Annotated in this window: 26 protein-coding genes; 12 read left to right on the top strand and 14 right to left on the bottom strand. The window is 34.7% G+C overall.

What is annotated here, in order from left to right; translation table 11 throughout:
* Positions 1–86: 86 nt before the first annotated feature.
* From H7U22_RS21520 to H7U22_RS21505, 4 genes are all read right to left on the bottom strand, one after another.
* Positions 87–431: a hypothetical protein gene (locus tag H7U22_RS21520; RefSeq protein ID WP_187073410.1), complete on the bottom strand. Its 345-nt coding sequence runs from the start codon at positions 429–431 to the stop codon at positions 87–89.
* On the bottom strand, positions 409–885 hold the full coding sequence (locus H7U22_RS21515) for a hypothetical protein (RefSeq protein ID WP_187073409.1): 477 nt from the start codon (positions 883–885) through the stop codon (positions 409–411). Before H7U22_RS21515 ends, H7U22_RS21520 begins: the two co-directional genes overlap by 23 nt.
* Before the next feature lie 195 nt (positions 886–1080).
* Positions 1081–1536, bottom strand: a complete 456-nt coding sequence (locus H7U22_RS21510) for a hypothetical protein (protein ID WP_187073408.1) — start codon at positions 1534–1536, stop codon at positions 1081–1083.
* Between the two features lie 66 nt (positions 1537–1602).
* The gene (locus tag H7U22_RS21505; RefSeq protein ID WP_187073407.1) at positions 1603–1866 is read right to left on the bottom strand and encodes a hypothetical protein; all 264 of its coding nucleotides are present in this window, start codon (positions 1864–1866) and stop codon (positions 1603–1605) included.
* A gap of 113 nt (positions 1867–1979) precedes the next feature.
* On the opposite strand from H7U22_RS21505, the gene H7U22_RS23520 reads away from it, so the two are divergent.
* The gene (locus H7U22_RS23520; RefSeq protein WP_187073406.1) at positions 1980–2198 is read left to right on the top strand and encodes a helix-turn-helix domain-containing protein; all 219 of its coding nucleotides are present in this window, start codon (positions 1980–1982) and stop codon (positions 2196–2198) included.
* On the opposite strand, the gene H7U22_RS21495 is transcribed toward H7U22_RS23520, so the two are convergent.
* On the bottom strand, positions 2187–3029 hold the full coding sequence (locus H7U22_RS21495) for a hypothetical protein (protein WP_187073405.1): 843 nt from the start codon (positions 3027–3029) through the stop codon (positions 2187–2189). The two genes, H7U22_RS23520 and H7U22_RS21495, sit on opposite strands and share 12 nt — an antisense overlap.
* A gap of 774 nt (positions 3030–3803) precedes the next feature.
* On the opposite strand from H7U22_RS21495, the gene H7U22_RS21490 reads away from it, so the two are divergent.
* From H7U22_RS21490 to H7U22_RS21475, 3 genes are all read left to right on the top strand, one after another.
* A complete protein-coding gene (locus H7U22_RS21490) occupies positions 3804–4133 on the top strand; it encodes a hypothetical protein (protein WP_187073404.1) in 330 nt (109 codons plus the stop codon).
* A gap of 359 nt (positions 4134–4492) precedes the next feature.
* On the top strand, positions 4493–4804 hold the full coding sequence (locus tag H7U22_RS21480) for a hypothetical protein (RefSeq protein WP_187073402.1): 312 nt from the start codon (positions 4493–4495) through the stop codon (positions 4802–4804).
* Positions 4805–4834: 30 nt separating this feature from the next.
* On the top strand, positions 4835–5164 hold the full coding sequence (locus H7U22_RS21475) for a hypothetical protein (protein ID WP_187073401.1): 330 nt from the start codon (positions 4835–4837) through the stop codon (positions 5162–5164).
* Here the strand turns inward: H7U22_RS21475 and H7U22_RS21470 are convergent.
* The gene (locus H7U22_RS21470) at positions 5148–6401 is read right to left on the bottom strand and encodes a tyrosine-type recombinase/integrase (protein WP_187073400.1); all 1254 of its coding nucleotides are present in this window, start codon (positions 6399–6401) and stop codon (positions 5148–5150) included. The genes H7U22_RS21475 and H7U22_RS21470 overlap by 17 nt on opposite strands.
* A 139-nt stretch (positions 6402–6540) precedes the next feature.
* Between H7U22_RS21470 and H7U22_RS21465 the strand changes: the two genes are divergently transcribed.
* Positions 6541–7122 (top strand): thymidine kinase, encoded by a 582-nt coding sequence (locus H7U22_RS21465; RefSeq protein WP_187073399.1) that lies wholly within the window; start codon positions 6541–6543, stop codon positions 7120–7122.
* A gap of 73 nt (positions 7123–7195) precedes the next feature.
* On the top strand, positions 7196–7984 hold the full coding sequence (locus H7U22_RS21460; RefSeq protein ID WP_187073398.1) for an NAD(P)-binding domain-containing protein: 789 nt from the start codon (positions 7196–7198) through the stop codon (positions 7982–7984).
* 556 nt (positions 7985–8540) lie between these two features.
* Here the strand turns inward: H7U22_RS21460 and H7U22_RS21455 are convergent.
* From H7U22_RS21455 to H7U22_RS21420, 8 genes are all read right to left on the bottom strand, one after another.
* Positions 8541–11930: a DEAD/DEAH box helicase gene (locus tag H7U22_RS21455; protein ID WP_187073397.1), complete on the bottom strand. Its 3390-nt coding sequence runs from the start codon at positions 11928–11930 to the stop codon at positions 8541–8543.
* A 138-nt stretch (positions 11931–12068) separates the two neighbouring features.
* Positions 12069–13100 carry a GntR family transcriptional regulator gene (locus H7U22_RS21450; protein ID WP_187073396.1) on the bottom strand — a complete coding sequence of 344 codons (1032 nt, stop codon included), beginning with the start codon at positions 13098–13100 and terminating at the stop codon, positions 12069–12071.
* Positions 13101–13158: 58 nt separating this feature from the next.
* Complete coding sequence (locus tag H7U22_RS21445; RefSeq protein WP_187073395.1) at positions 13159–14538, bottom strand: FGGY-family carbohydrate kinase; 1380 nt, start codon at positions 14536–14538, stop codon at positions 13159–13161.
* Positions 14539–14552: 14 nt separating this feature from the next.
* Entirely contained in the window at positions 14553–15836 is a 1284-nt protein-coding gene (locus H7U22_RS21440) for a sugar isomerase (RefSeq protein ID WP_187073394.1), read from the bottom strand.
* Positions 15837–15987: 151 nt separating this feature from the next.
* Positions 15988–18108, bottom strand: coding sequence for a bifunctional aldolase/short-chain dehydrogenase (locus H7U22_RS21435; RefSeq protein WP_187073393.1), 2121 nt, complete (start codon positions 18106–18108; stop codon positions 15988–15990).
* A 27-nt stretch (positions 18109–18135) separates the two neighbouring features.
* Complete coding sequence (rhaT, locus tag H7U22_RS21430; protein ID WP_187073392.1) at positions 18136–19230, bottom strand: L-rhamnose/proton symporter RhaT; 1095 nt, start codon at positions 19228–19230, stop codon at positions 18136–18138.
* A 137-nt stretch (positions 19231–19367) separates the two neighbouring features.
* The gene (locus tag H7U22_RS21425; protein WP_187073391.1) at positions 19368–20789 is read right to left on the bottom strand and encodes an arabinose isomerase; all 1422 of its coding nucleotides are present in this window, start codon (positions 20787–20789) and stop codon (positions 19368–19370) included.
* Positions 20770–21687: a helix-turn-helix domain-containing protein gene (locus H7U22_RS21420; protein WP_187073390.1), complete on the bottom strand. Its 918-nt coding sequence runs from the start codon at positions 21685–21687 to the stop codon at positions 20770–20772. Before H7U22_RS21420 ends, H7U22_RS21425 begins: the two co-directional genes overlap by 20 nt.
* Positions 21688–21904: 217 nt before the next feature.
* On the opposite strand from H7U22_RS21420, the gene folE reads away from it, so the two are divergent.
* The 6 genes from folE to H7U22_RS21390 are packed head-to-tail and all read left to right on the top strand — an operon-like array spanning position 21905 to position 26156.
* Complete coding sequence (gene folE, locus H7U22_RS21415; protein WP_187073389.1) at positions 21905–22573, top strand: GTP cyclohydrolase I FolE; 669 nt, start codon at positions 21905–21907, stop codon at positions 22571–22573.
* A gap of 2 nt (positions 22574–22575) precedes the next feature.
* The gene (locus tag H7U22_RS21410; RefSeq protein ID WP_187073388.1) at positions 22576–23295 is read left to right on the top strand and encodes an SDR family NAD(P)-dependent oxidoreductase; all 720 of its coding nucleotides are present in this window, start codon (positions 22576–22578) and stop codon (positions 23293–23295) included.
* A gap of 4 nt (positions 23296–23299) precedes the next feature.
* On the top strand, positions 23300–23914 hold the full coding sequence (locus H7U22_RS21405; protein ID WP_187073387.1) for a flavin reductase family protein: 615 nt from the start codon (positions 23300–23302) through the stop codon (positions 23912–23914).
* Positions 23915–23927: 13 nt separating this feature from the next.
* Entirely contained in the window at positions 23928–25175 is a 1248-nt protein-coding gene (locus H7U22_RS21400; RefSeq protein ID WP_187073386.1) for an NAD(P)/FAD-dependent oxidoreductase, read from the top strand.
* Between the two features lie 10 nt (positions 25176–25185).
* Positions 25186–25860, top strand: coding sequence for a MarR family winged helix-turn-helix transcriptional regulator (locus H7U22_RS21395; RefSeq protein ID WP_187073385.1), 675 nt, complete (start codon positions 25186–25188; stop codon positions 25858–25860).
* 17 nt (positions 25861–25877) lie between these two features.
* Complete coding sequence (locus H7U22_RS21390; RefSeq protein WP_187073384.1) at positions 25878–26156, top strand: TIGR03643 family protein; 279 nt, start codon at positions 25878–25880, stop codon at positions 26154–26156.

The following is a 26156-nucleotide window of genomic DNA, read 5'->3' as shown; positions in this document are numbered from 1 at the left end:
CCTTATCAAATTAACTCGGCTAAGGGGAACTTTTTAGATTGGCGAAGAGGGGTCAATTTGAAGCGGTTTATCCACTATAATCATATTTAAATGCATTTTAACTTATCTATTAATCCTGCTAACTCATTTCTGTAGTCGGTCTCAACCTGTACATTTCCAAAAGTTGATGCGACAATAGCAAAAACCTGACTTCTATCCAGATTTAAGCGTTTAGCAATTACATTACCCTCAATGTTGTAAAGGTATCTAGCTATAAAAGCTATTATCCTTCTGGCGTGTGTTACACTAGGTTTCTTTGTTCTCTCAATTAGTTTTTCTGGGTTTGGCAGATACCCTTCAATTGATATTAACTCAATTATTTTTTCAAGTTTCTGTATTTGAACAGCTTGCAGGTATTGGGCTATATTTTTAAATTCTTTTAAGTTTTCCATTAATTATTTTATAAGTTTTCGCTAACGAGACTGGCAAGTACTTAACCAGTTTATCTTTATTTCCCATATTATTTATTGTGCTTTTGGGGCATTGCAACACATAGGTTGGAATATCATTGAAGTTTATTTCGTGGAGATTGTAGATTCTAACTATATCATCATTGAAGATGTTGAAGTATATATATTTAGCGTTCCCATTTTCATAGGCCATCATATTATTCAACTTATCTACTTCTAATAAATCGCTGTCAAAAGATTTGCTCGAGACATTTCTTTTCTTAACTTCTCCGTAGTAATTGCCTTTTACATATGGTGCGGTTGCAATCATCGAGCAAGTATTACCTGTAAAATCGACTACTGAATGTTTATCTTCCATAATCGAAACGTGCATTTTAAATGCACTTAAAAGCCCATAGGCCAACTGGATTCCATTATCCTCATACTTTAAAATCATAATTTTATTGTTTATTATAAATAGTATGAAAAAGAAAAAAGTTAAGTTTCTGATGATTTTTTTTAAATAAAAAACCCTTACACTATCCAATGTAAGGGTCTTAATAAAAATAATTTTAATTATATGAGTATATAAGCAGGTCGCTTATATAAATAAATATCAACTAATTGATAATATTTTTAAATGATATAATTTTTATTTAGCTTTTACAGCTTCACCGCCTTCATATAACAATTCACTACCAAATGACTTTGCTAACGTAACCATTGACTGGAAGCTAACCTTATTTAACCCAAGTTTCCGATTGGCTATTTGTTGATAAGTATCCTGCATCATATTATTTATCACGATACCCGTATTGAAAAGCCCTTTAACGCTAATTTGGTTGTCTTGGCAAAAGATGATATAATAGGCACTTGCTCCATACTTTGTGATAGGGGTAATCCCAGTTTTTATCTGAAATATATCTTTATCCTGCTTTGCAATTTCGATACCCTTTTCCGCCAGATTTTGCTTTACAGCGATAAAGTTTTCAGATGCAGTTTTGTTATTTTTAACAATGATTTTATCAGCACCTCTGGGAATCGGCACTTCCTGCGCATAAAGATTTAAAGTCAAAATTGATATGAGCGTTAACATAAGTATTTTCATAGTTATAATATTTAATAAATATCTAAGTTATCAAAAAATTGAAACTTGCTACTCCGTAACACATCTTTATTTCCCATATATCTTTTTTTCCAACCCTTTAGCAGCATCATCTGCTTGTTGCTGTTTAACGCACTTTGGGCAACCACCATAAGCATTCTTTGTGCTGTATGTAATATTATGAATATTGCAAAATTCGGTGTTCGATGTTGTCGTGGTGGTTGATTTATCGCCCATCATATAATAGCATCCACCAAAGACACTAATGATAAGGAATAGGAGAATCAATAATTTTCTGTCGTTTTCTTTTCGTTGTTCTTGCGTAATTTCCATTTTAAGAGTTTAATTTATTTTAGTAAATTCTATTTCAAATATAATAAAATTTTGAATTTTTACAACGTATCTGTTGTATATAATTTAAAAGCTTTCCCGTTCTTTTATTGGTGATGAACGAGAAGAAAGACTTACTGTTGAAATTGGGTTCTAGAGTACGTGATATCAGATTATCGAAAGGTTTAACTCAAACAGAACTGGCTCATTCACTAGGCAAAGACCAACAAAGCATACAACGTCTTGAAACTGGCAATGTAAACCCCTCATATATCTATTTGTTGCAGATAGCTAAGGGGTTAAATGTAGAACTTAATGAACTATTAAACTTTTAAACTTAAAGCAACAGCGTTTTTTATTTTTAAATAATCACCTATAATCAAGGCATTGTAATCCCTGTATTCATAAAAATTCGTGATTTTCGAAATATTGAGAGATAAATAATTTAAGAGTTCATCTGTTATAGCTACATTTTCATCGTAAACTAAGCGGAAAGATTTTCCTAACTTTTTACATTCTAATATCTGTGGTATTTCGGCATTGCTTATGATTCTCAATTGAGAAGGTTTATTAACGTTTTCAAGGTTTGGATTTTTAAGTTCGGTATCCTGCTTAATTTGAGACTCTCTCAATTGTGTTATCAATAAATCCTTTTCTAATAGTTGTGATTTTAAAATCACTATTTCTTCTTTTAAAGCAGCCATGCTGCTTTCTTTATCCATTTTCTTTATTACCCGCTTAACCCAATTAGTATGCTTAGATGACCTTATTGTGCCACCATCGGCTATATACTTCTGTACCCACATCGGTAAATTATTTTGAGAAGGATAGTAAAACACTTGATAATCAGATGTAGTAAGTTTAAATATTTTATACACCTGATATGTATTAGATTTATAGCCTGCTGAATAACTTTCTGAGTTAAATATTAATAAAAGTCTTCTTAAACTATTTAAAATCTTAGTTATTTCGCCTCTTTTAAGGCCAAAAAATTCAGCGTGATTACCGATATGCAATTGATAATCTTTCTCTTTATTTATTTTCCATACGAGGAAATAGATTTTCTCTAAATTATTTTTAGAGTAAGTTGTGAATTCTGCATCAATTACAGATTTAATAGTGATAGGAAGGTTGATGACTAAACCATTTTCTTTTTGATTTTTCAATTTGTTAATATTTTGCTCCAACTTTTTTTTATGCTCATTCCATTAAGCAAAATCGAGGTTGGAGGAAAAAGTTGGAATGACCGCCAACCCCGACAATTTGATGTAACTTATCAAGCTACTATTAATAAATATCTTCGAAATAGAAAATGTTAACTTTTCTAAACATAATTATCGATTAAAATAAAGATATATCGTTTATTATTTTTTTCAAGTCTATGTTAACAGGGGGTTTTCAATATTTAAACAACAAACCCCATCATATATAATTGTATAAAAAATTAATCTTTCTATATAATAGTATTTAGTTCTTAGCTTCTAATTATGGTGGGGTAATGAGTGGGGTTTTAGGTGGGGTTTTAGGTGGGGTGGTAATAAAAAGGTACAATTACCCTTTTAGTTGCTAATTTTAAATTTTATATTAATGAAATTATTTAAATAAAATGGCATTAGAAACTAAGCAAAATCTACAACAATATTTGGATTACTACGATAAAAAAATTTTGAGTTAAAGAGTATGTTAGAAACTCTTAAACCAAAAATCCACACAAATCAAAACAGAGTAAAAATTGAAGAATTAATAGCAGAATTAACAGAAATTCTAAGTTATATAAGGATAAATTATTCGGATTCGACAAATACATACATTAATGGGACTTCAAGTAGAAATTATGAATAGTTATCACCCATAAGTCTACAGTAAAATACTACCTAATGACAACATTAATTTTCTTCAAAGGATTATTAAAATAAGATAAGTAATCAGCTACTAATTCTATGATTCACACTAAACAAAAAAAACTTGCAGAACAACTTATCATTAGTCGATTCAATAGCTTATCAGTGGATTATAAAAATGTTGGTGGAGAAATTATTCTTGATAATAATATCGTCTCGACAAACTTTACCTTGAGATTTAAAGACCTGTATGGAAACTTTAACATTTATGGAAAAGGAGAAGACGATATCAATGGCAAAATTTCTTATAGATTAAAACCACAATGGGATGATAGGTCGGAAATTACTCAATCGAATGAGGCTAGGGAGAAAATAAAAAAGGATTTATTAGAGGTTGAAAACTTCTTGAACAGTAACATAAATAATTAATAAATGAATTTACCAGTTTCATTTATCCAATTTAAAGTACCATCGGATAAATATTTCTCAACTATTAAAAGTATTATTTACTTTTTGATGTAACAATCCTAATGACCGATGAAGGTAATGTTCAAATTATTCAAAGTGATTCGGATGATTGCGACCTTGTGATAAACACAATTACCAAAGATGGATTTGCGCAAATTGAACAAATTAATGATTCTGAATTGAGTTCAAATCTATTTGAGGCTATCAAAACGTTTACAAATACATACAATAATCCTTAATTTTCAAAAAATCACCAATATTGCGTACGAGCAAGCAGATGCACAAATGAAATCTGATTTTAATAATTAACTTGTTTAGGAATGACCAGCGAATTAAGTGAAAAGGTTATAGAAGAGGTGAAAACATTCTTAGAATCGAGGGAAAGGAATTACAAATATGTATCAGAAATCATATCTGCTGATTCCGATGAAATTATTTTATGTTTTCGTGTAGAACACGATGGAACATTTATTATAAGAATTCAGGCGGTTTACTCTTTAGGGGAACTCACTATAAAATTTAGAGTGAAGGGTGAATACGATATTAATGCAAGATTAAACGAAAATTTTGGTCTTGTAAGGAAAATCAACTACGATATTTTCGAATTGAAAACTTATATAAATCACACTTGATTTTTTAAATTTAAGACATAATTTTATACTATGAATTCGGAAAATAAGGGAAAAGCTTTTTTTGATTACGCAAATGAAAAGCGATACGAGCAAATCAAAAGTGAGGTCGAAATAGAGCTTCAACTTGTTGAGCTCGCTGTTTTGAAAGATGACTTTGCCAAAGAAGATATTAGAAAGAAAATTCTTGATAATAATTCTTTGGCAAATATTGAAAAGCAGGTTAACGATTTACACGTAATCGTTATGAGTGACAAGCAGACTAAACCAAAACCCGAAAAAGCTAAAAAGTTAACCCAAAAAGAAAAGATTGCTCAGATACTTGCGAAACGTGCTTTGGATGCTTCTACAAAAAATAATTAGTCGTATCGTCTGGGCTTATGTCACAACCAATATTTTGTAAATAAATTTCTGTTGTAGATTGGCTTTTGTGTCTGCACTGGCTTCTAATAAAGTCTAAAGCCTTCGCACCACCAATTTCTGATTTCAGTCTATCATAGCGGTGTTGCACCCCAGAGTGTTTAAACGAATAAATTGTTTGACCTTTCTTCTGAAACATTTTTGGATTAGCGATTTTAACGCCCACTAACATCTTATCAAAGTCACCCTGAATAAAGTTAACTGCTAGAGGAGAATTACGCTTGGTGAGGCTCATTAATACCTTATTGTGGTCATCTGCATTTAAGTTATAATGTTTAATATATCTCTTTAAAGCATCGATTAATTCTGGATGCATTAAAACACTATAAATCTTTCCAACCTCTCCTTTTTTGGAAATATCTTCACTTATTTTAAATCTGCTATTACTTAAATCGATATGCTCAAATGTAAGTCTTCTAATTTCGCTTTTTCGGATATATGCATAGTAAATAATTTTTAGAAATAATTCTAAGCGTATGAGACCATTGTCTTTGCAATATTTAAAAATTGTTTCTACTTCATTTTCTGAAAATGTCTGAAAACGAATCACCTTGACACCACTAGATTTATAATTTTTAATTGAAGCTATAGGATTAATAGCTAAAACATCGAACTCAACCAACTTCCCAAAAAAGGCACTTATCCAACCTTTTCTTACATTAACGCTACTTGCAACCCAATCGCCACTATTATATTGGAAATCTAAGTAATCACGTAATACCTGTTTATTAAGCTCTCTAACATCATCAATTTTAAGGTTGTTGAAATATGGAATAAATTGGTTCTGAAAAAACATCTTTATATTTCTCGCACTGTCTTTTTGTTTTTCACTAGGTTTATCGTATCCCAACTTCTGAAAATAGAAATCGAAATTAAATTGCAGGGTGTATTTCTTTTCGGCTTCTAATTGAAGCCTTTTAAGTTCTTGATAGCCCTCAATTGAATTCTCTGGGTCGATACCTCTTTGCAGTTCTGATAGGATTGTTGCAACTAACACCTCAGCATTTTCAAGTCGTTCTTTATTATTTAGGCTTGAATCGTTGATACTCAAATTGTAACGTTTACCAAATTCTTTACGGTACTCTGGTTTCATTCCATCATACTGAATTTTGTATCGTACCATCCATTTTTTACTATCTTTGTCCGACAGAAACGGAGCAGAAAATGTAAACTTTGCCATATTGTTTTGTTAATTACTTTATCACTTTTTTGTCACTCAACCTGCCTCAAATATAGTAATAACATACATATGTACAATCTTCTCATATTTGTTCGGTTTAAAAATTATAGCACAGACATAAGGGAGTAAAAAATCGGGCATGTTATTTAGCGAACAAAATTTTAGAAGAAGAGGCGAATTTTCGGGCAGTATAGAGGTAGTTTGTGGCTCTATGTTTTCTGGCAAAACCGAAGAGCTGATTCGACGACTAAAAAGGGCGCAGATTGCTAAACTAAATGTAGAGATTTTTAAACCCAGAACGGATACACGGTATCATGAAACTGCGGTTGTATCTCACGATTTAAATTCTATTAATTCTACTCCAGTTGATAGCGCATCGGCAATTTTACTACTCGGAACCAATACCCAAGTTGTGGGAATAGATGAAGCTCAGTTTTTTGATGATGAACTTCCAGATGTTTGCAATAAGCTCGCTCTCAAAGGAATCCGAGTTATTGTTGCCGGTTTGGATATGGATTTTACTGGAAAACCTTTTGGCCCGATGCCTGCTTTAATGGCGATTGCAGAGCATGTTACCAAAGTAAACGCGGTTTGTGTTTGTTGCGGAAATCCGGCACTTTTTAGTTATAGAACGGTGGCGAATGAATCAACAGTTTTACTTGGCGAAAAGGAAAGTTACGAGCCACGTTGCCGAGCTTGTTACAACTCAGAAAAAGGGTAGTTACAGTTAATTGTTTTAATTGCTCGATTGTTATTGCCAACCAAAAATTATTAACTGAAAAATAAGATTGCAAATGAAAACCGTTTCCATTTTAGGCTGTGGCTGGTTTGGGCTCGCTTTAGCCAAAAAATTAATCGAATTAAATTATTCCGTTAAAGGTTCTACAACCACTCCAGAAAAATTACAAGTACTTAGAGAACAAAACATAGAGCCGTATTTAATCAGTTTTACTGCTGAAGAAATTGTTGCCGAAAAGGATTTTTTTAACGCTGATGTACTTTTCATTTGTATTCCACCTAAAAGAAACTCCGCTGAGCTTAAAGACTATCCCAACAAAATAAATTCAATTATAAAAGCCTCTAAAGGCACTATAGAAAATATCATTTTAATCAGTTCGACGAGTGTTTATGCTGATGAAAACAATAATGTTAACGAAAATAGTGATACCAATCCCGATACGGATTCAGGTCGCGTGGTTTTGGAAGCAGAAAATATATTTAAAAATTTGCACCCCGATAATTATACCATCATCCGCTTTGCGGGATTAATTGGTCCTGATCGGAATCCGGGAAGATTTTTTGCCGGTAAAACTGATGTTCCAAATGGTTTGGCATCTGTAAATTTAATTCACCAAATTGATGCCGTAGGAATTGCTTGTGAGATTTTGAATAAGCAGGCTTTTGGAAGAATTTATAATGGTTGTGCTCCAAATCATCCAATAAAACAAGATTTTTATACTAAAACAGCTAAAGCATCGGGATTAGTTGAACCTCAATTTATTTCGGAAAAGAAAGATTGGAAGGTTGTGGAAAGTGTAAATGTTCCTAAGTTTTTGGGATATGAGTTTGAAAAGGAGATTTGACCTTTGGTTTCGGTCGGTGAGACACCAACCGATAATAGGAGGAATTTAAATTTCGTCATTGCTAGGAAGAATGACGAAGCAATCTCATCCTTTAATACCAACCGATGGATGAAATTGAAAATTCCTCATTGCGAGGAAGAATAACGAGGCAATCTCCGCCTTTAGTTTCGGTCTGTGAGACATCAACCGATTAGTAAAAAATTCGTCATTGCGAGGAAGAGTAACAAAGCAATCTCCTCTTTTAACACCAACCGATAGGCGAAATTTAAAATTCGTCATTGCGAGGAAGAATAACGAAGCAATCTCCTATTTTAACACCAACCGATAGGTGAATTGAAAATTTCATCATTGCGAGGAAGAATGGAGAAGCAATCTCCTATTTTAACACCAACCGATAGGCGAAATTTAAAATTCGTCATTGCGAGGAAGAATGACGAAGCAATCTCCTCCTTTAGTTTCGGTCGGTGATACATCAACCGATGAGTCAAATGCATAATTATAAAGATCTCCAAAATTTCCCTCTACGAACCCAGCAAAACTCCTTAAAACGAGTTAACTAACTCAACAATCCGAGTAATTCCTTTTTGGTTAAATTCTTAAACATTCCGCCCTCCGTTTGAATTAAATTTTTAACCAAATCTTTCTTTGTCGCCTGCAACTTCATAATCTTTTCTTCAATAGTATCCGGACAAATCAAACGTAAAGCCATAACGTTTTTATGCTGACCAATTCTATATGCCCGATCAATTGCCTGATTTTCTACTGCCGGATTCCACCAGGGATCTACCAAATAAACATAATCGGCTTCGGTTAAGTTAAGTCCTGTTCCACCAGCTTTTAAACTGATTAAAAAAACAGGGATGTCATTGTTCTTTTGAAAAGAATCAACCACTTCTCCCCTTTTTTTCGTTTGTCCCGTTAAATATTCATATTTAATTCCTCGGATTTCCAATTGCTTTTTAATTAAATCGAGCATGCTTACAAACTGAGAAAAAACTAAAATTTTATGGTTCTTAGCTTTACTTTCAATTTGCTCTAATAAAACTTCAATTTTTGATGAAGCTTGAAGATAAGATTTTCCATCGGCCAATAAGGCTGCCGAATTACAAATCTGCCTCAACTGCGTAATGCTTTTTAAAACATGCATGGAATTTTTCGGAAGTTCATCTTCACTTTTGTTTGAAATAAAATCCTGAATTTCCTTTTTGTTTGCCTCATAAACCTCTCGCTGTTCTTCGCCCATTTCGCAGTATAAAATAATTTCTGTTTTATCTGGAAGTTCTTTGGCAACCTGTTCTTTAGTTCTTCTTAAAATAAAAGGTTTTATTTTCTTCTGCAATTCTTCAGCACGTCGGCTATCTTTAAACTGATCAATTGGAGTTGAATATAAATCTGCAAATTGCTGCTTGCTTCCAAATAAACCCGGGCAAGCGAAAGAGAGCTGTCCGTATAAATCAAATGTGTTATTTTCAATAGGCGTCCCTGTCATAACCACCTTATTACGCGATTGAAGCATCCTAACTACTTTATATCGTTGAGATTCTGGATTTTTAATGTTCTGCGATTCATCCAAAAAGATATAATTAAAACGATAATCTTTCAAGAAACGAATATCAGAAAGTAAGGTTCCGTAAGAGGTTAAAATGATTTCATAATCATCAAAAGTATCAGTGGTTTTGGTTCTATCATTTCCGTAAATAGTCTTCACTTTTATAGATGGCGCAAATTTTTCTACCTCAGCTTTCCAGTTAAAAATTAAAGAGGCCGGAACGACAACAAGATTGGTATTATGATTTACCTTTTCTCGCTGAGATAAAATAAAGGCCAGAATTTGGATGGTTTTACCCAAGCCCATGTCATCGGCCAAGCACGATCCAAAATTGAAATCATCTAAAAAATTAAGCCAATTTAAACCGTCTTTTTGATAGTGACGTAAGGTTGCAGTAAGTGCCTTTGGCACTTCAACCTCTTGGATAGAATCTGTTCCTTCAAATTTCTTTTTATAATTTTTCAGTTCGTTTTTTACATCGCCATCCAAAAGTGCATCTTCGTAAAGATCATTTATCGAGGCGTATTTTATCTTATAAGTAAGAAGTTGATCTTCTACAATTTCACCTGCGTTAAAGTATCCCGTAAACTTTTCAATCCATTCTTCGGGTAAAATACCCTGCGTACCGTCATCAAGCGTAACAAATTTGCTCTTATTTCTGATGGATTTATGTAGGTGTTTCAACGCCACTTGTTGCTTGCCGAACTTCACTTTCATCTTAGTTTCAAACCAATCTGTCCCGCTTAAAACTTCAATATTGATTTCTGCCTTATGCTCGTTTAGCTTATTGTTTTTAAGCTTATTAAAACCTAAAATATGAATTCCCTTATTGCGCCAAATATCAAAAGCATCAAGAAACCAAGCTTCTTCCAAAAATCTTTTTCTGTGAAGGTAAAATGAATCGACGGGTTCTTGTTCATAGAAATATGGATGCTGTTTCAAAATGTTGGCAATAAATTGTAACTCCGCTTCTTCATCTCGATGTAAGGTAAAAAGATTGCCCAATTTATCTTGCGCCTGAATTTGTTTTTTGGATAAAACAGGGATTTCCATATTTCCGTAGCGCATTACCGGCGTGATTAAAATATATTCTTCCGATTCGGAGAGATAAATGAGTTGCTCGTTTTCAAGATCGAAACCCTTCTCTTCAATCTGGCTTTTGGTTGCAGGTTTTAAATAAGAATAATCTACGTGAATACTGCCTTCTAACTGAATTAGAATGGTTTTCTGAAATTCTGGATACTTGGTTTTATGCAGAATTAAACGATTGCTTTGTTTTTTAAAGAAGCCTATAACTCTTAAAAAATCTTGTCGAGTAATTAAATAAAGTTCATCTTTTAACTGAATAAAATATTGATAACGCAACACAAGATTATCTAGTTCGTAAGGTTTTCCTTCAATAATTAACCTTCCGGTAATCTCATAAAAATCATCTCGTTGATTTACCGACAACCTTAAATCTACATCCAAAATATGCACGTTAACCGCCACAATTGATGAGGCTTGAATGTTGGAAGAAAGTTTTGAATCGTGTTGATAAATTGTAATCCCCAAGGGATTTTTTACGATGGATTTTAAGGCCTCGATTTCGGCTTCCGTTTGATCGGTATTGTAGTTTTGTTGAAAAGCAGAAATGCCACTATAAAATTTAAGCAGGTTATTATCTTCTGTTTTGAACAAAAAATCTGAAGGATTTAATGCCTTTAGTGGATTTTTAACTTTACCTGTTTTTGTGGTTTCGGCTTCAAATAAATCAACAGTTAAGTTGTTGTAATACCGATGCTGACCCAAAACCAAAAACATTTTATCGTTTGTTTTTTTCGATGAAGATGAAACAAGTTTAGTTTTTTTTGCTGGCAGCAAAAGGGTTTCCAAATTTTGTTGTGCCTCCAAATTAAAGGGTTGCAAAAATTTCATTTTAGGTGTAATTTCTGCTACTCCGTTTTCATATTTTACCGTAAAAACACCGTCGAGATTTGTTTCTTTTTCCAGTCCGTAATCAACCGCAATCTTTGCCATTTTTTGTCTACGGAGGTTTTCATCGAAGAAAATAAGTAAATCTTGGCGTTGTAAAATGTTGTATAAAACCTGTGTTTGGTGTTCGCAAAGCTTATTCTTCGGGGTTGCACATCGACAGGAAAGTTTTACCGACTTTTCATTTTGCTGTACTTGCACAACAGGAAAGGGCAAATTGGAATCATGATAACTAAAGGCTCCAAAATCAATTTCAATTTGCTCAGGAACAATATTGAAATAACCTTTAACATCTGTGTTAACCTGATGGTTAACGTGTTTTAAAATTACAATACTGCTCAGGTTTTTAAGATTAAAATCGCTTAATATGTAATCGTAAGGATTTTGTTCTATCGATTGATCGCCTGCAGTTTGTTCCCTCATTAATACCGAAATGTTAAAGATCTAAATTAATAAATAATAAGGTTTTAGTGGAGTTACCTTTTAACTATTTATGAACAAAAACAACTCTGTAGAATTGCTTGCAGATTGCACTCATTTCTTAATCTGATCACTAATAATTTACAGAGATTTTCGAAGATTAAGATAGAAAGGAATTTCTATTTTATCGGTTCTACCACTTAAAATAAATTCTGCTCCCTGGGTTCCAAGTTGTTTAAAATCAGTAGAAATGGTGGTAATTCCATCTAAAATAATTCTTTTAAGTGGCGTTTCATTGTAAGAAATTACGCCAACATCTTTCCCTATCTTCAGTTTCTGAGCAATTAAACGCTCAATTAAAGTAACCAAATCATCTTCCATTAAGTTGATGTAAACCTCACCAATGCTAATTTCTTCTTCTTTAATATTGTGAATCACCTTGTGGGCAAAAGCGTATTGCTGACAAAAGCGGTAAAAACCTTTCAAAATTTCTTGGGGAAAATAGCTGTTTTTGGGGAAAATTATTTTTAACGTATTGTAATTCGATAATCGATCCAAGGCTTGCTCTAAAGCTGCATAAATATCCTGAGCAAAGTTTTCGTACGCGGCAGCATAATCTCCAGTAATTCCCGGTAAAAGTTTGTCTAAAATAATCAGTTTTTCCTTCGGGATGGTATTTATAATTTCGTGTGCATTTTCGCCACCTTCTAAAAAATGAGGAATAATTACAAAATGGGAATAATCATCCTTTTTACTGATAAGCAATTTTTTAAATAGGGCAAAATCGTTGTTGTAAATGTAAAAATCTATTGCGGCCTGCTCGCCAATCGCCTTTGTAAAAGCATCATAAGTAATTTTCTTATGCGTACTTAATTTATTAAACAGCAAGCAGATTTTTAGCTTTCTAGAAAAATCTGTATTAACTATAAAATAACCTTTGCCGGGAACGGAATCTACAACACCTAATTTTTTTAGATTTCTATAGCCTTTCTCAGCCGTGTCTCTTGACATTTCCAAGCCAAAACTCAGCTCATTTATCGAGGGCAAAAGGCTATTTTTTTCCAGCTTTCCGCTTTCAATAGCAGATAATATAGCATTTGTTAACTGCTTATATTTAGGTGTAGAAGAATATTCATCTACATGGATGTACGCTATTAAATCTTCGGGTTTCAATTTAAAATCTTATTGCTGGGTTTCGAAGATAATGAAAATCTGCTTCAGGATTAAGATTTTATAAAGTTCTTTGAATGGCAGAGTAATATTTTAACTGGATAATATCGCTTGGTGCAGGGTTAGCATTCCAAGCATCATTTATGGCCAAAGCTGTTCCAATAGCTGTGGCCTGAGAAACCGATGAGGCGTAAATTTCAATATCAGGAATGGAGGTAGCCAACAAGTGCATGTAAATAGCATTTTTCCCGAAACCGCCATCAACAAAAACCCGCCTAACGCCAGCGTTTAAAATCAACTTTAAAGAATAGATTTGCTGTTTTATTAAATCAAAAATGAGTTGATGATAGGCTTCTTCGGCAGTTTGAAAAATATTTAAGTCGCGATCTGGAAAGGCTGAATTTGCTTTGAATTCTGTTTGTGGACTTTGATTTTCTGGAATCTTGTTGGCCAGTTTTAAAATCATCCCCGGATTAAATTTCAAATGCTTGAACAAATAAGCTGCTCTATCAAAATGATCGGCAATTCTTTTTAGTTGGATTTCATGCTCATATCCAGCAAAAATTCTAGATGCTTTAACCGCCTTGCCTTTAAAATGCATATAACAAAGGCAATCTTGTTTCAGCTCATCTGCTGTTAAAGGTTCTTGATTAAATGGATTTAAACTGATACACCAAGTGCCTGTAGAAAGCAAAATAAAGGGTGTAGAAAAGTTGGCCAAATAGGGAATCAGTGCGGCAGAACTATCGTGCAAGCCAACACCTACTTTAAATTTGGCGTCTTCGTATTTTGTTTCCGAACTGGAATCTGCCGGTGTAAATTCGCCAAACTTTTTATCCAGTCCTTCTTGGGTTACCCAATGGTGATATTCGTTTTTGTTAAAATCCCAAAGTTGGGTATGGCAACCAATGCTTGTAATATCTGTCGAAGCCTTTCCAGTAATTAAATAACTGAGGTATTGTGGTAAATGCAAGGCCCACTTAACTTGATTAAAAATTTCTGGCTTTTCTTTTTTTAATCGATAAAGTTGCATTCCGGAATTTAAACTTCCTAAAATTGGCGAAGCCGTTTCTAATGAAATCTTTTCCTCGCCTCCATAAGTGTTGTAGAACTCGTTTTTTAGTACTTCTGGATATTCTTTTAAGTAATTATAAAGCGGTGTTAATGGCGTTCCATTTTCATCTAAATAAACAAAACTAGCGCCATAAGTAGAAAAATTGACGGCCTTAATATTGAATTCGTCCATTTTCAAAACCTGTTGTAAAGACTCATAAACTGAAGTACGAAGGCTTTCCAAGTTTTCGCAAGGTTCGCCATCTTCGTCTAAAGTTTCTACAAATCGGGCAGAACGTTCGTAAACAATTTTATAATTTTCGTCTATTAAAAACAGTTTTTTGTTCGTCTTCCCAACATCAAATATGGCTACAACTGGCTTTGGCATCTTCTTTATCAAAATTATAAACCTGTAGCAACCGTATTTAATCCACGTTGATTGACTAAGTTTTTTCTACAATCTAAATCGCGATATAAACCAATTGGCGACAAGGCTGCTCCTGCTCTTAATCTAGCTTCTGCAACCAAAGGCCTTAAATCACTTCTAAAAGTATTTTGTAAAATTTCTTGAGCTTTTGCTACGTCATTGTTATCCTGCGCTTCATTTAAAGCTTTTCTGTCTACCAATAAGGCTTGCGCATAAGCAATCATAATGGCCTCAACAGATTGCAGCAAATCTTCTAATGGATCTTTCACATTGTGAGAAGCATCGATCATCCAACCTAAACCTTTTGCATGATTCATCCCTTTTGCATCCATACCTTCTACCAACTCGTTAAAAATTAAGAAAAGTTGATAAGGTTTAATACTTCCCGCGGTTAAATCATCATCGCCATATTTAGAATCGTTAAAGTGGAAACCACCTAATTTTCCTTCCATTAAAAGTAAAGCAACAATTTGTTCGATGTTTGCATTTGGTAAATGGTGACCCAAATCGACCAAAGTATATGCCTTTTTACCTAGCTTAGAAGCATATAATAAGGATTGGCCCCAATCTCCAACCGTAGTTGAATAAAAGTTAGGTTCGAATGCTTTATACTCCACAAACATTTTCCAATCTTCCGGCAAAGCCGAATAAATTTCTTGTAAACTTTCCAAAGTATTTTCAAAAGCCTTGCGGAAATTTAACTGACCAGGAAAGCAAGAACCATCGGCCAACCAAACGGTTAAAGCATCAGATCCTAATGCAATTCCGTGTTTAATTACTTCGATATTGTGTTCAATTGCCTGCTTGCGAATGGCTGCATTTACATTTTGAAGTGAACCAAATTTATAGCTATGTGCAGAACCTGCCTGATCTTGAAAAGTATTCGAATTCATGGCATCGAATTTTAAGCCATAACTAGAAGCCAAGCTTTTTAAAGCTTCTGCATTTTGAGGAATATCCCATGGAATGTGAAGAGAAATTGCACCACTTGCACCGTTTAAAGCGTGAAGTAAACCAACATCTTCAATTTTCTCTTCAATGGTTCGAGGCTCTCCACCGGTAATGGCAAAACGGCCAAAACGAGTTCCACCTGTGCCTAAAGCCCAACTTGGAATGGCGATTTGAAAATCGACAAGTTTTTGAATTACGCTTTCAAGATCAATATTAGACCAGTCTTCTTTTAAAAAACTTAGCTTGCGCTGATGAGAAGATATAAGGGAGTCGTTGTGTTTTTCAATTTGGTTCTGCTCGATATTCATCAGAATATTTGGTTTTATTAGGTTAATAATCAAGGCAAGCAAACTCGCCTTACTCTACTTTCCTTGATTTAAACAAGGGTGGTTACAAAAGTCATTTTCGATCTGTGCAAAACACAGATCGAGAGAACAACTTACTAAAACTATTTTTATATTATCTTACAAATGCCATGGCAACACCGCCATCAACATTTAAAACATTTCCTGTTGATTTGTTCAGCAAACCACCAACAAATGCGAAACATGCATTAGCAATATCATCAGGCAAGATAATTTGATTTAACAAAGTACGTTTTGCATAATAAGCCGGAAGCTCTGCAACGGTAATGCCGTACGCTTTCGCTCTACCTTCGGCCCATCCGCCCGCCCAAATGTTACTGTCGCTAATTACAGCATCTGGATTTACAACATTAACACGAATGTTATCGGCACCTAATTCCGCAGCATTTAATCTGCTTAAATGGAGTTGCGCAGCTTTTGCACTTCCGTAACCGGCGTTGTTTGGTCCGCTTACCAATGCATTCTTACTTACAATATTAATGATATCGCCACCAATACTTTGCTTTTGCATCGCATTTGTTGCAGCCTGTGTAATAAAAAACTGGCCTTTCACCAATACATCATAAAGTAAATCCCAATCTTTTTCTGTGTGATCGCCAATGGTTTTGGAAATTGATAATCCTGCGTTATTTACAACAATATCAATCCCTCCAAAGGCTAAAGCTGCTGAATCAAATGCGCCATTAATATCTTCTTGACTGGTTACATTTAAAAGTGTAGTGTTGTAAGAATCCTTCCCAAATTGAGCTTCGAATTCTTTCCCTGTTGCTTCTAAACGCTCTGCGTTCATATCGTTTAAAACAACAACACCACCTTCAGAAACGAATTTTTTTGCAATCGCTTTACCAATTCCACCAGCACTTCCGGTAATTAAAGCAATTTTTCCAGTTAAGGGCTTTGGTTTCGGCATTCGCTGAAGTTTTGCCTCTTCTAGCAACCAATACTCAATATTAAAAGCCTCTTGATGTGGCAACGAAGTGTATTCAGAAATCGCTTCTGCACCTTTCATTACATTAATTGCATTGATGTAGAATTCTGCTGCAACCCTAGCCGTTTGTTTGTCCTTTGAAAAAGTAAACATTCCAATACCTGGATATAAAATTACAACCGGGTTGGTATCGCGAATTGCCGGACTATTTGGATGTTTACAGGTTTCATAATAGTCTGCGTACATTTTTCTGTACGCCTCAAATGCCGGCTCAAGTGTTTCTTTTAAAGATTTTGTATCTGATAAATCAGCATCGCTTTGCAAACTTAAAACCAGCGGACTAATTTTTGTTCTTAAAAAGTGATCGGGACAACTTGTTCCCATTGGTGCAAGGCGACTTAAATCATTAGAATTAATAAATTCCAAAACTCTAGAATCATCCGTAAAATGGCCAATCATGTGTTGTTTAGAAGAACACAAACCTCGTAATACTGGCGCTAAAGAAGCCGCTTGTTTTTTGCGCTCATTAGCTTCAGCACTTTCTATTTTTTGTCCGCCGAAAACTGGCCCTTTTTTACCATAGTTTTTTTCAAGATAATCGGAACAGATTTCGATTACTTCAAGCGTATTTAAATAACTTTCGTAAGCAGTATCGCCCCAAGTAAACAAACCATGAGAACCCAACATAATGCCACGAATGCCCGGGTTTTCATCTAAACATTGTTTTAAGGTTAAACCCAATTCAAAGCCTGGTTTTTTCCATTCTACCCAACCAATTGTGCCACCGAAAAGTTCTTGAGTAATTTTCTTTCCATCTTTAGCAGCTGCAATTGCAATAGCAGCATCTGGATGTAAATGATCTATATGTTTGAACGGCAAAAAACCATGCAAAGGTGTATCTATTGATGGTGCTTTGGAACTCAAATCGAAAATACAGTGATTGAATAACTCAACCATTTCATCTTCATGTTCTACTCCTCGATAAATATTTTTAAGGCTTCTTAAACGATCAACGTAAAGCGCAGCCAAACCACTTTTTTTAAGCGTACCTAAATCTCCACCTGATCCTTTTACCCACATTACCTCAGTTTCTGAGCCTGTAAGTGGATCTTTCTCTAATAATTTACAAGATGTATTGCCACCACCATAATTGGTTAAGCGTAAATCTGCACCCAATAAATTAGAGCGATAAATTAACAGGGCAACTTCATCTCCAGCCAATTTAGCGGCTTCTTCATTATCCCACAGATAGCTTACGTGCTTATAGCTTTTCGTATCGATTGACATTTTATATTTATTGAATTTTTTAAATTATTAACCTTTAATAGAATTACCGTAACCAACAATTAATACAGAAACGATGATTGTTAAAATACCGACCAGAACAGTGATCATTGTTTTTTTAGATACGCCTTTCCATTCTTTTAGTACGAGCCCCCAAACATTTGCAATTAAAATAATGAACGCCATGTGCAAAATCCAAGAACTGGCGCCATTGCCCATTTTGCTTTCGCCCATACCATAGAAGAAAAATTGCAGAAACCAGGTGGTTCCGGCCAAAGCAGAAAAAATGTAGTTTTTTAACAATGGTGTAGTCTTGTTTGTATAATCGCCAAATGTTTTGTTTCTGGCGTTTAAAACCATGCACCAAATAAAATTGGTGGTTAAACCGCCCCAAAGTACAATGATGTAAGTAACGTTATTGGAAAATAAAAAATTTCCTGTTTCTGATGGATTGGAAGCTTTCCAAATTGTGTTTGCAGCGTCTGCCATTGGTTTCCCTGCTTCTATTCCGAAATTAAAGCAAGCGCTTAAAACTCCAGAAACAATCCCGACGAAAAGACCTAAACCAAATTTATATTCAGTTTTAATTTCAAGTCCGTGTGGATCGGTAACGCCAGATTTCATCTCCTTTTCTTTCATCATACCTGCTTTTCCGCAGATTACAATTCCGATTACGCAGACTAAGAGACCGAGCAAAACCATTCTACCCCAATCGGTGTGCAAAAACATAGTGAAAGTATCTTTACCTGCCTGCGGGAAGAAATCGAAATAAATTGATGGCAGGATTGAACCCAAAACCATGCACAAACCAAGGATAATACTGCTCCCCAGAGATACGCCTAAGTAACGAACGCCAAGGCCATAAGTTAAACCGCCAATACCCCAAAGAATGCCAAAAAAGTAGGTTATTAAAAGAATTTTTCCGTTTGTACTGGCAATAATATCGGTAAAATTAGGGATGGTTAAATATGCGGCCAAAGGCGGAACGATTAACCATGAAAAAATACCACCAACAATCCAATAGCTTTCCCAAGCCCAGCCTTTAACCTTTTTATATGGAATGTAAAAACTACCGGAAGCGAAACCGCCGATAAAATGAAATATTACGCCTAGAAATGCCTGCATGCTTTATTGATATATTTGGTTGGTCTAAAATAGAAATCGAGATGTGCTTAACTGTTATGCACTGTTATGTTTTGCTGTTTTTGATTTTAAAATTCCGAACGATCATCAACTAGAAAAAAGTGAAATTTTAGACTCAATTAACAGATTTTTACCGCTTCGATATTTAAAAGTTTGGCGAGCTTAATAAGCTTCGAACTGATGTGACCAAGGCCAACAGCACAATGATGCGCCGGGCCTTGATTATTCCAGTTTTCTACAAATTTTCTGGCGCCAACCGAAAAACGATAACGACTATTGATATTGCCAATTTCCAATATCGGACCAGCAACAGATTCGCCTTCTGCCATTAAAAGAAAAATTTTACCTTCACTCTCTACAACCGAAAGCAAAGTAACTGGACCATGTTTAACAGACATTTCTACAGATAAGCCACTTCCAACCTTACCATGATAAACCTGTAAGGGCTTCACTTTTATTTTACCTTCAGCAATGGCTAAATGCCCCGGACCATCGTGCCCCATTAACACCACATCATCTTCAAAATCCATCGCATAATATTCCGTAAATGAGCCACCAGCACCGAAACTGTCCATAATTTTCATAGCCTGTGCATTCTTAACTTCGTATTCTCCAGCTACAGGAATTCCCTTTGCCGTTAAAATAGAATTGCCCAAAATAATAGAACTCATTGTGTCGCCATTTGCATTGCCTGTACCTTTGTGGTAATAAGCCATTGACCCAAGCTTATATTGATCGACCAATTTATCTAGAGCAACAGCTGTTTTGGCTGCCCTATTAAGTTCTATTTCTTCGCAAGTTGAATCAACCTCAAATATTTTTCGAAATTCATCAACCTTGAGCTTGACTTCATTATCCAAAACCTCCTCCGTTAAAACGGTCAGTTCATCAGGTTCAATAATCTCAATGTGATTTCCAAAAACAGCACACTGAAGTGTTAAATCAGCATAAATATCCAACATACCGCTGTAATAATTACCCATTAAGCCAAGCGTATTATGGCTCATAATATGCGCAACTTTCGCGGCTTCCACCCATTCGGAAATCTCAAGCCAAGTTACATCATCATTTAAAACGCCTGTAACCTGATGAAACTGAATTCCCGATCGCTTAAAAACATTGGCAATTTCTGGAACGGGGCAAGCCGAGCAGAAAGCAAGCCAATCGCCAGTCATTTTTGTTCTGTCATTTAATTGGTTAAAGCTTTTATAATCGATTGCATTCTCTGGAGCAAGATTTAAAATAATTACCGGAACTTTCGCCCGCCTAACCACCGGCAAAACGGTTGATGAAAGTGCGTAAGTAGTTACATAAAGAAAAATTACGTCGACATCTCCCTTTTTAAAATCGTGACCAGCAGTAAAAGCTTTCTCAGCATTATCTATTAATCCCAAGTTTAAAACTCCGGCGCCATAAGAACCTATTTTTTTCTCTACTTGAGCGAGATATCCATTTAAGCGTTCTTCTAAACCCTCAAATTGTGGCCAATAAGTATCTAAACCGATGCCAAATAAGCCTATTTTAAAGTTGTGTTTCGTCATGGTTTACAGTTTGATAAAATTCGTTTCTATATTTGGATGGAGATAATTGCATCTTGCTTTTAAACAGTCGGCTGAAATAATATTCGGATTCGAAACCATTTTGATAAGCCACTTCTGCTATACTTAAATCCGTTTCGGTTAACATTCTACAAGCTTTTTGCACTTTAAGATTAAGCTGATATTGACCGGGAGATTGACCAACAACTTCTTTAAAAGCCTTTCTAAACCAAGCATAGCTTACATTATGTTTTGCTGCCAAAAGCTCTGGAGAAATATCACTGTTTAAATTTTCGTGGATACTGTATTTGATGTTGTTGATTACCTGCATTTTCCGACTGTTGGATTGAGCTTTCAATAAGGCAGAGGCATAAACCAAACCCAAAAGCTGAATGGTTAAACACGCACCCAACTGATTACTGCCCAAACCGCTAAACTTGATGGTATCGATGAGCTGAATAAAAATGTTGATAAACTCAGCATTGAAACCCATATGGATTAGTGGCCTTGCGGGATTAAAACAATCTTGTTGCATTAAATGATTGGCGTAACTTCCATTAAATCCAACCCAATATTCTGTCCAGCCCGTTTTATTATGAGGCTTAAATCGATGCCAAACATCTGGGTAGAGAAAAAATAAAGTTCCAGGTTGTACGGCTACCGCTCCAATATGCTCCGCTTCGAAAATTCCGGTGCCAGCAGCAATGTAAACCAATTGATATTCTGACAAAACCCGACCTTTTGACCATTCAAAATAATAATCGCTGGGGTGAGATGGATCTGGATAGTCCTTGCCAATCGGATGTATATAATGACCAACATTTAAAACATTTACTCCCCAATCTGGCTGAGTTAGCTGGTTTTCATGTTCCGATTTTAAATATTTCCTAAACGTGTCCATAATTGGTTAGTAAAAATTGACTAACCTAAAGTAGTTAAAGCAGATTACAGTAATGAACTTAATGCTAAATAATAGCAAAAAGTGTATTCTAAATCGCAAAATTTTAAATCAAGATTTGTAAAAAAATAAAATTGTGGCTTTAAGCTGATAAATAAGAAAGTTTTTAATTAATACATTTACATCCTTTAATTTAATTAATTAATACATAATTATACTAATGAACGATATTAATTTACCAGCTGTTACCGAAGGATTAGATTTCTTAAATAATGAGTTTAAATTAAATTATGCAGATACACCGCTTCGAAAAGACGCATTTGAAATTGATGATAGCACAAAAATAGAGCTGATTGCTGGACATTTTACAGAGATTCTAAACATTTTGGGATTAGATTTAAAAGATGATAGTTTAAAAGGAACGCCAAAAAGGATTGCCAAAATGTATGTTAAGGAAATTTTTAGTGGCTTAAATCCCAATAATAAACCTAAGCCTACACTTTTTGAAAATTCTTACCGCTACAACCAAATGCTGGTTGAAAAGGATATATCGGTTTTTAGCAATTGCGAACATCATTTTGTACCCATAACTGGTAAAGCCCATATTGCTTACATCAGTAGCGGAAAAGTGATTGGTCTTTCTAAATTAAATAGAATAGTTCAATATTTCTCTCAAAGGCCTCAAGTGCAGGAAAGACTTACGATCCAAATTGCAAATGAGCTTAAGAAAATGCTTTCTACCGAAGATGTTGCAGTTGTAATTGATGCAAACCACCATTGCGTTTCATCAAGAGGAATAAGAGACATTAGTAGCTCTACCATTACTGCAGAATACTGCGGAAAATTTTTGAATACGGAAACTAAAAATGAATTTTTAAAATATATCTAATTATGGATTTTAAAGATAAAAACATCCTGATTGTTGGAGGCAGTTCTGGAATTGGATTATCGTTGGTTAATCTTTTAAGTGATCAGGGTGCTAACGTTTTTAATGCCTCAAGAAGTGCTTCTTCTGATTGGACAGGAAACGTTGAACATTTAGAAATTGATGTTTTAGAAAATTTAGATGCATTATCTGCCTTTTTACCCAGCAAACTTGATGGTTTAGTTTATTCTGTGGGCAGCATCACCCTTAAACCTTTTAGTCGTGTTAGTCAAGATGATTTCATTAAAGACTATAAATTAAACGTTATCGGAGCAGCGATGGTTATTCAAAAGGCACTTAAAAATTTAAAAGAGGCAGAATCGGCATCCATTGTATTAATTAGTTCTGTGGCGGCTCAAACCGGAATGGGATTTCATTCTAGTATTGCATCGGCAAAGGCTGGAGTTGAAGGACTAACCAAATCTTTGGCAGCAGAACTCGCTTCTCAAAACATCCGTGTAAATGCAGTTGCACCATCTTTAACGGATACGCAAATGGCAGGAAATCTGTTAAATAGTCCTGAGAAAAGAGAAGCATCTGCAAAAAGACATCCCATTGGAAAATTTGGAACACCTGCCGATATATCTGCAGCAATTTCCTTTCTCCTATCGGATAAAAGTTCTTGGATTACAGGTCAGATATTGGGCATAGATGGCGGAATGAGCAGTTTACGAACAAATCTTTAAAACGATGAATATAAACAGCAATGACATTAAAGAAATGGAGAGGCGCTATCGGGCAACGCTTGTAAATTCGCTTCCTGGATACAAATGCCTCCACATGATTGGTACCCGCAATTTAAATGGAAGCACCAATTTGGGCCTATTTAATTCTGTTTTTCATCTCGGTGCAGATCCTGCATTGTTGGGCGTAATATTTAGACCCAATTCTAAGGATCATGATACCTTAAAGAACATCGTTGCAAGCAAATGTTATTCACTAAATAATGTACTTCCAGAATGGTATGAACAGGCGCATCAAACAAGTGCCCGTTATCCCTCGGGCCAATCAGAGTTTCAATCCTGTAATTTTTCTGAACATTATCTATCAGGATTTAACGCCCCTTTTGTAGCAGAATCATCTATAAAAATCGGCATGAAGCTTAGAGAGATTATCGAATTAAAAATTAATGGAACAACAATGGTTATTGGAGAAATTATAAATATTGATTTTGAAAATGAGATTATTGACGCAGATGGACACATAGATCATAAAAAAGCCAGAACGGTGACAATTGCAGGATTAGATGCCTATTATACAGCTGAACCAATAGCTAGGTTGCCATACGCAAAGCCAAATTTATAATGCCAAAATAATTATGGAAAGCGAACTAATTGATGTAGTAATTATTGGAGCAGGAATTGCCGGTTTAACAGCTGGTAAAATCTTGAAATCTGCAGGTAAAACTATAAAAATAATTGAGGCTTCTGATGGAGTTGGTGGAAGAGTAAGGACTGATCATATTAATGGTTTTTTACTTGATAGAGGCTTTCAAGTGTTGCTTACAGCTTATCCAGAAACTCAAAAAATATTAGATTACAAAAGACTCAATTTAAAAGTATTTAAGCCCGGCGCCATAGTACTAACCGAAAATAATATCGACATTTTGGCCGATCCTTTTCGGGAGCCTTCCTTGCTTCTTAAAACATTGTTTTCACCAATAGGAAACTTTACCGATAAGTTTAAAATGCTTGCCTTAAAGTTAAAACTGCATGGATTAAGTATCGATAAGATTTTTTCAAAACCTGAAACCGAAACCTTTAATTACCTCAATGAGTTTGGATTTACCACAAAAATAATCGAACAATTTTTCAGACCGTTTTTCTCTGGAATATTCCTCGAAAGTGATTTACGGACCTCAAGCAGAATGTTCGAATTTTTATTCAAAATGTTTAGCGAAGGCGATACTGCTGTTCCCGAAAATGGAATGGGTATGATCAGCGATCAACTTGCTGAAAGTATTGCTAAAGATGAATTTATTTTAAACGAAAGGATCGTGTCTATTCAAGGTCACACGGTAATTGGCGCATCAGGCAAAGTGTATCATGGAAAAAAAATCCTCATCGCCACAGATGCATTACACGTGCCATGGGAATTTAGAGATAAGGTTAACATTAAAGGAAAGCAATGCTTAACCTACTATTACAAAGGTGCAAAATCAGAGAAAAATAATGATCGCATCATTTTAAATTCCGCAAAAAACCACCTTACCAATAACATTGCTTTTATGGATCGTATTTCTTCTAGCTACGCTCCCAATAACCAATCGCTTATTGCCGTAACTTTGAAACCCTCAGAAGCAGACGTATTTAATAGAAACGCCGATATTAAGAAAGAACTGAAACAATGGTATCCTGAAACGGAGAACTGGGAACTTATTAAAACTTACTCCATTCCTTACGCGCTTCCAGAAAACAGAAGCGTCATTAATGACCTCAATAAATCCAAAATAAAGCTGGCTGAAAATTGTTTTATTTGTGGAGATCATTTGCTAAATGGCTCAATTAATGCAGCAATTAAAAGCGGTAGACTTGCTGCTGAAGCAATTTTAAACAATCTTACTTAATATCGATTTTATGAAATCTTACAGCTTATTGAAAGACATAATTGACTTGGTTGAAGAATTCGAAAAGGAAACACATGAGGAGTCTGAAATTACAATTGGCAATTTTAGCAACTTTTTAAATGCCAGATCACTAATATCCATACAAGACCAATCCAGCGTAGATTTACGCTTCGGAGCAGAAGAACTTTTTGCTCAGGAAATGGCTTATCAATTAGATAATAATATCGGCAGATTATTTGTGTATATGAGTCGCTATGCGAAGAACTATATTAAAAAAGCTTTAGATGGATCTGCCTTGCATACTGCCGAAGATTTTACAAGCCTGGCAATTCTTTTAACACATGAGAGTCTTTCCAAAACGGAATTAATTGGACTGAATCTTCAGGAAAAAACATCCGGTACGGAGGTAATCAATAGATTAATAAAAGCAGGATTGGTAATTCAGCAGGACGATAAAAAAGATAAAAGATCAAAAAAAATATCGATTACAGAAAAGGGAAAAGAATTATTATATGTTGTTTTTAACGACATGAATCATGTTGGCAAAATGGTTACTGGAAATTTAAGTGATAACGAAAAGCTAACCCTTCAATATCTGCTTCAAAAATTGGAAAACTTTCATTATGACATCCATAAAAACAAAACCATTTCCAATAAAAATGAATTGATTGCTTATTCCTATTAAGCTAAAAGAACATAAAGATGAAAGAAGATATAACCGCAGAAAATACGGATAGAATTATTGAAATGGCGTGGGAAGATAGAACCCCATTTGAAGCCATAGAATTTCAGTTTGGTTTAAACGAATCGGCTGTTAAAGAATTAATGAAGAAAAACTTAAAGTTTAGCAGTTATCGACTTTGGAGAGATAGAGCCAGCAATTGTGGCACAAAGCATGCAAAAAAAAGAGCTAGTGGAATAAATCGTTTCAAATGCAATTTGCAACGAAATATAACCCTAAATAAAATTTCGAAGCGATAA

Origin of the sequence: Pedobacter fastidiosus, from assembly GCF_014306625.1 — a bacterium.
GTDB lineage: Bacteria > Bacteroidota > Bacteroidia > Sphingobacteriales > Sphingobacteriaceae > Pedobacter > Pedobacter fastidiosus.
This window is presented reverse-complemented; position numbering and strand designations above follow the sequence as displayed.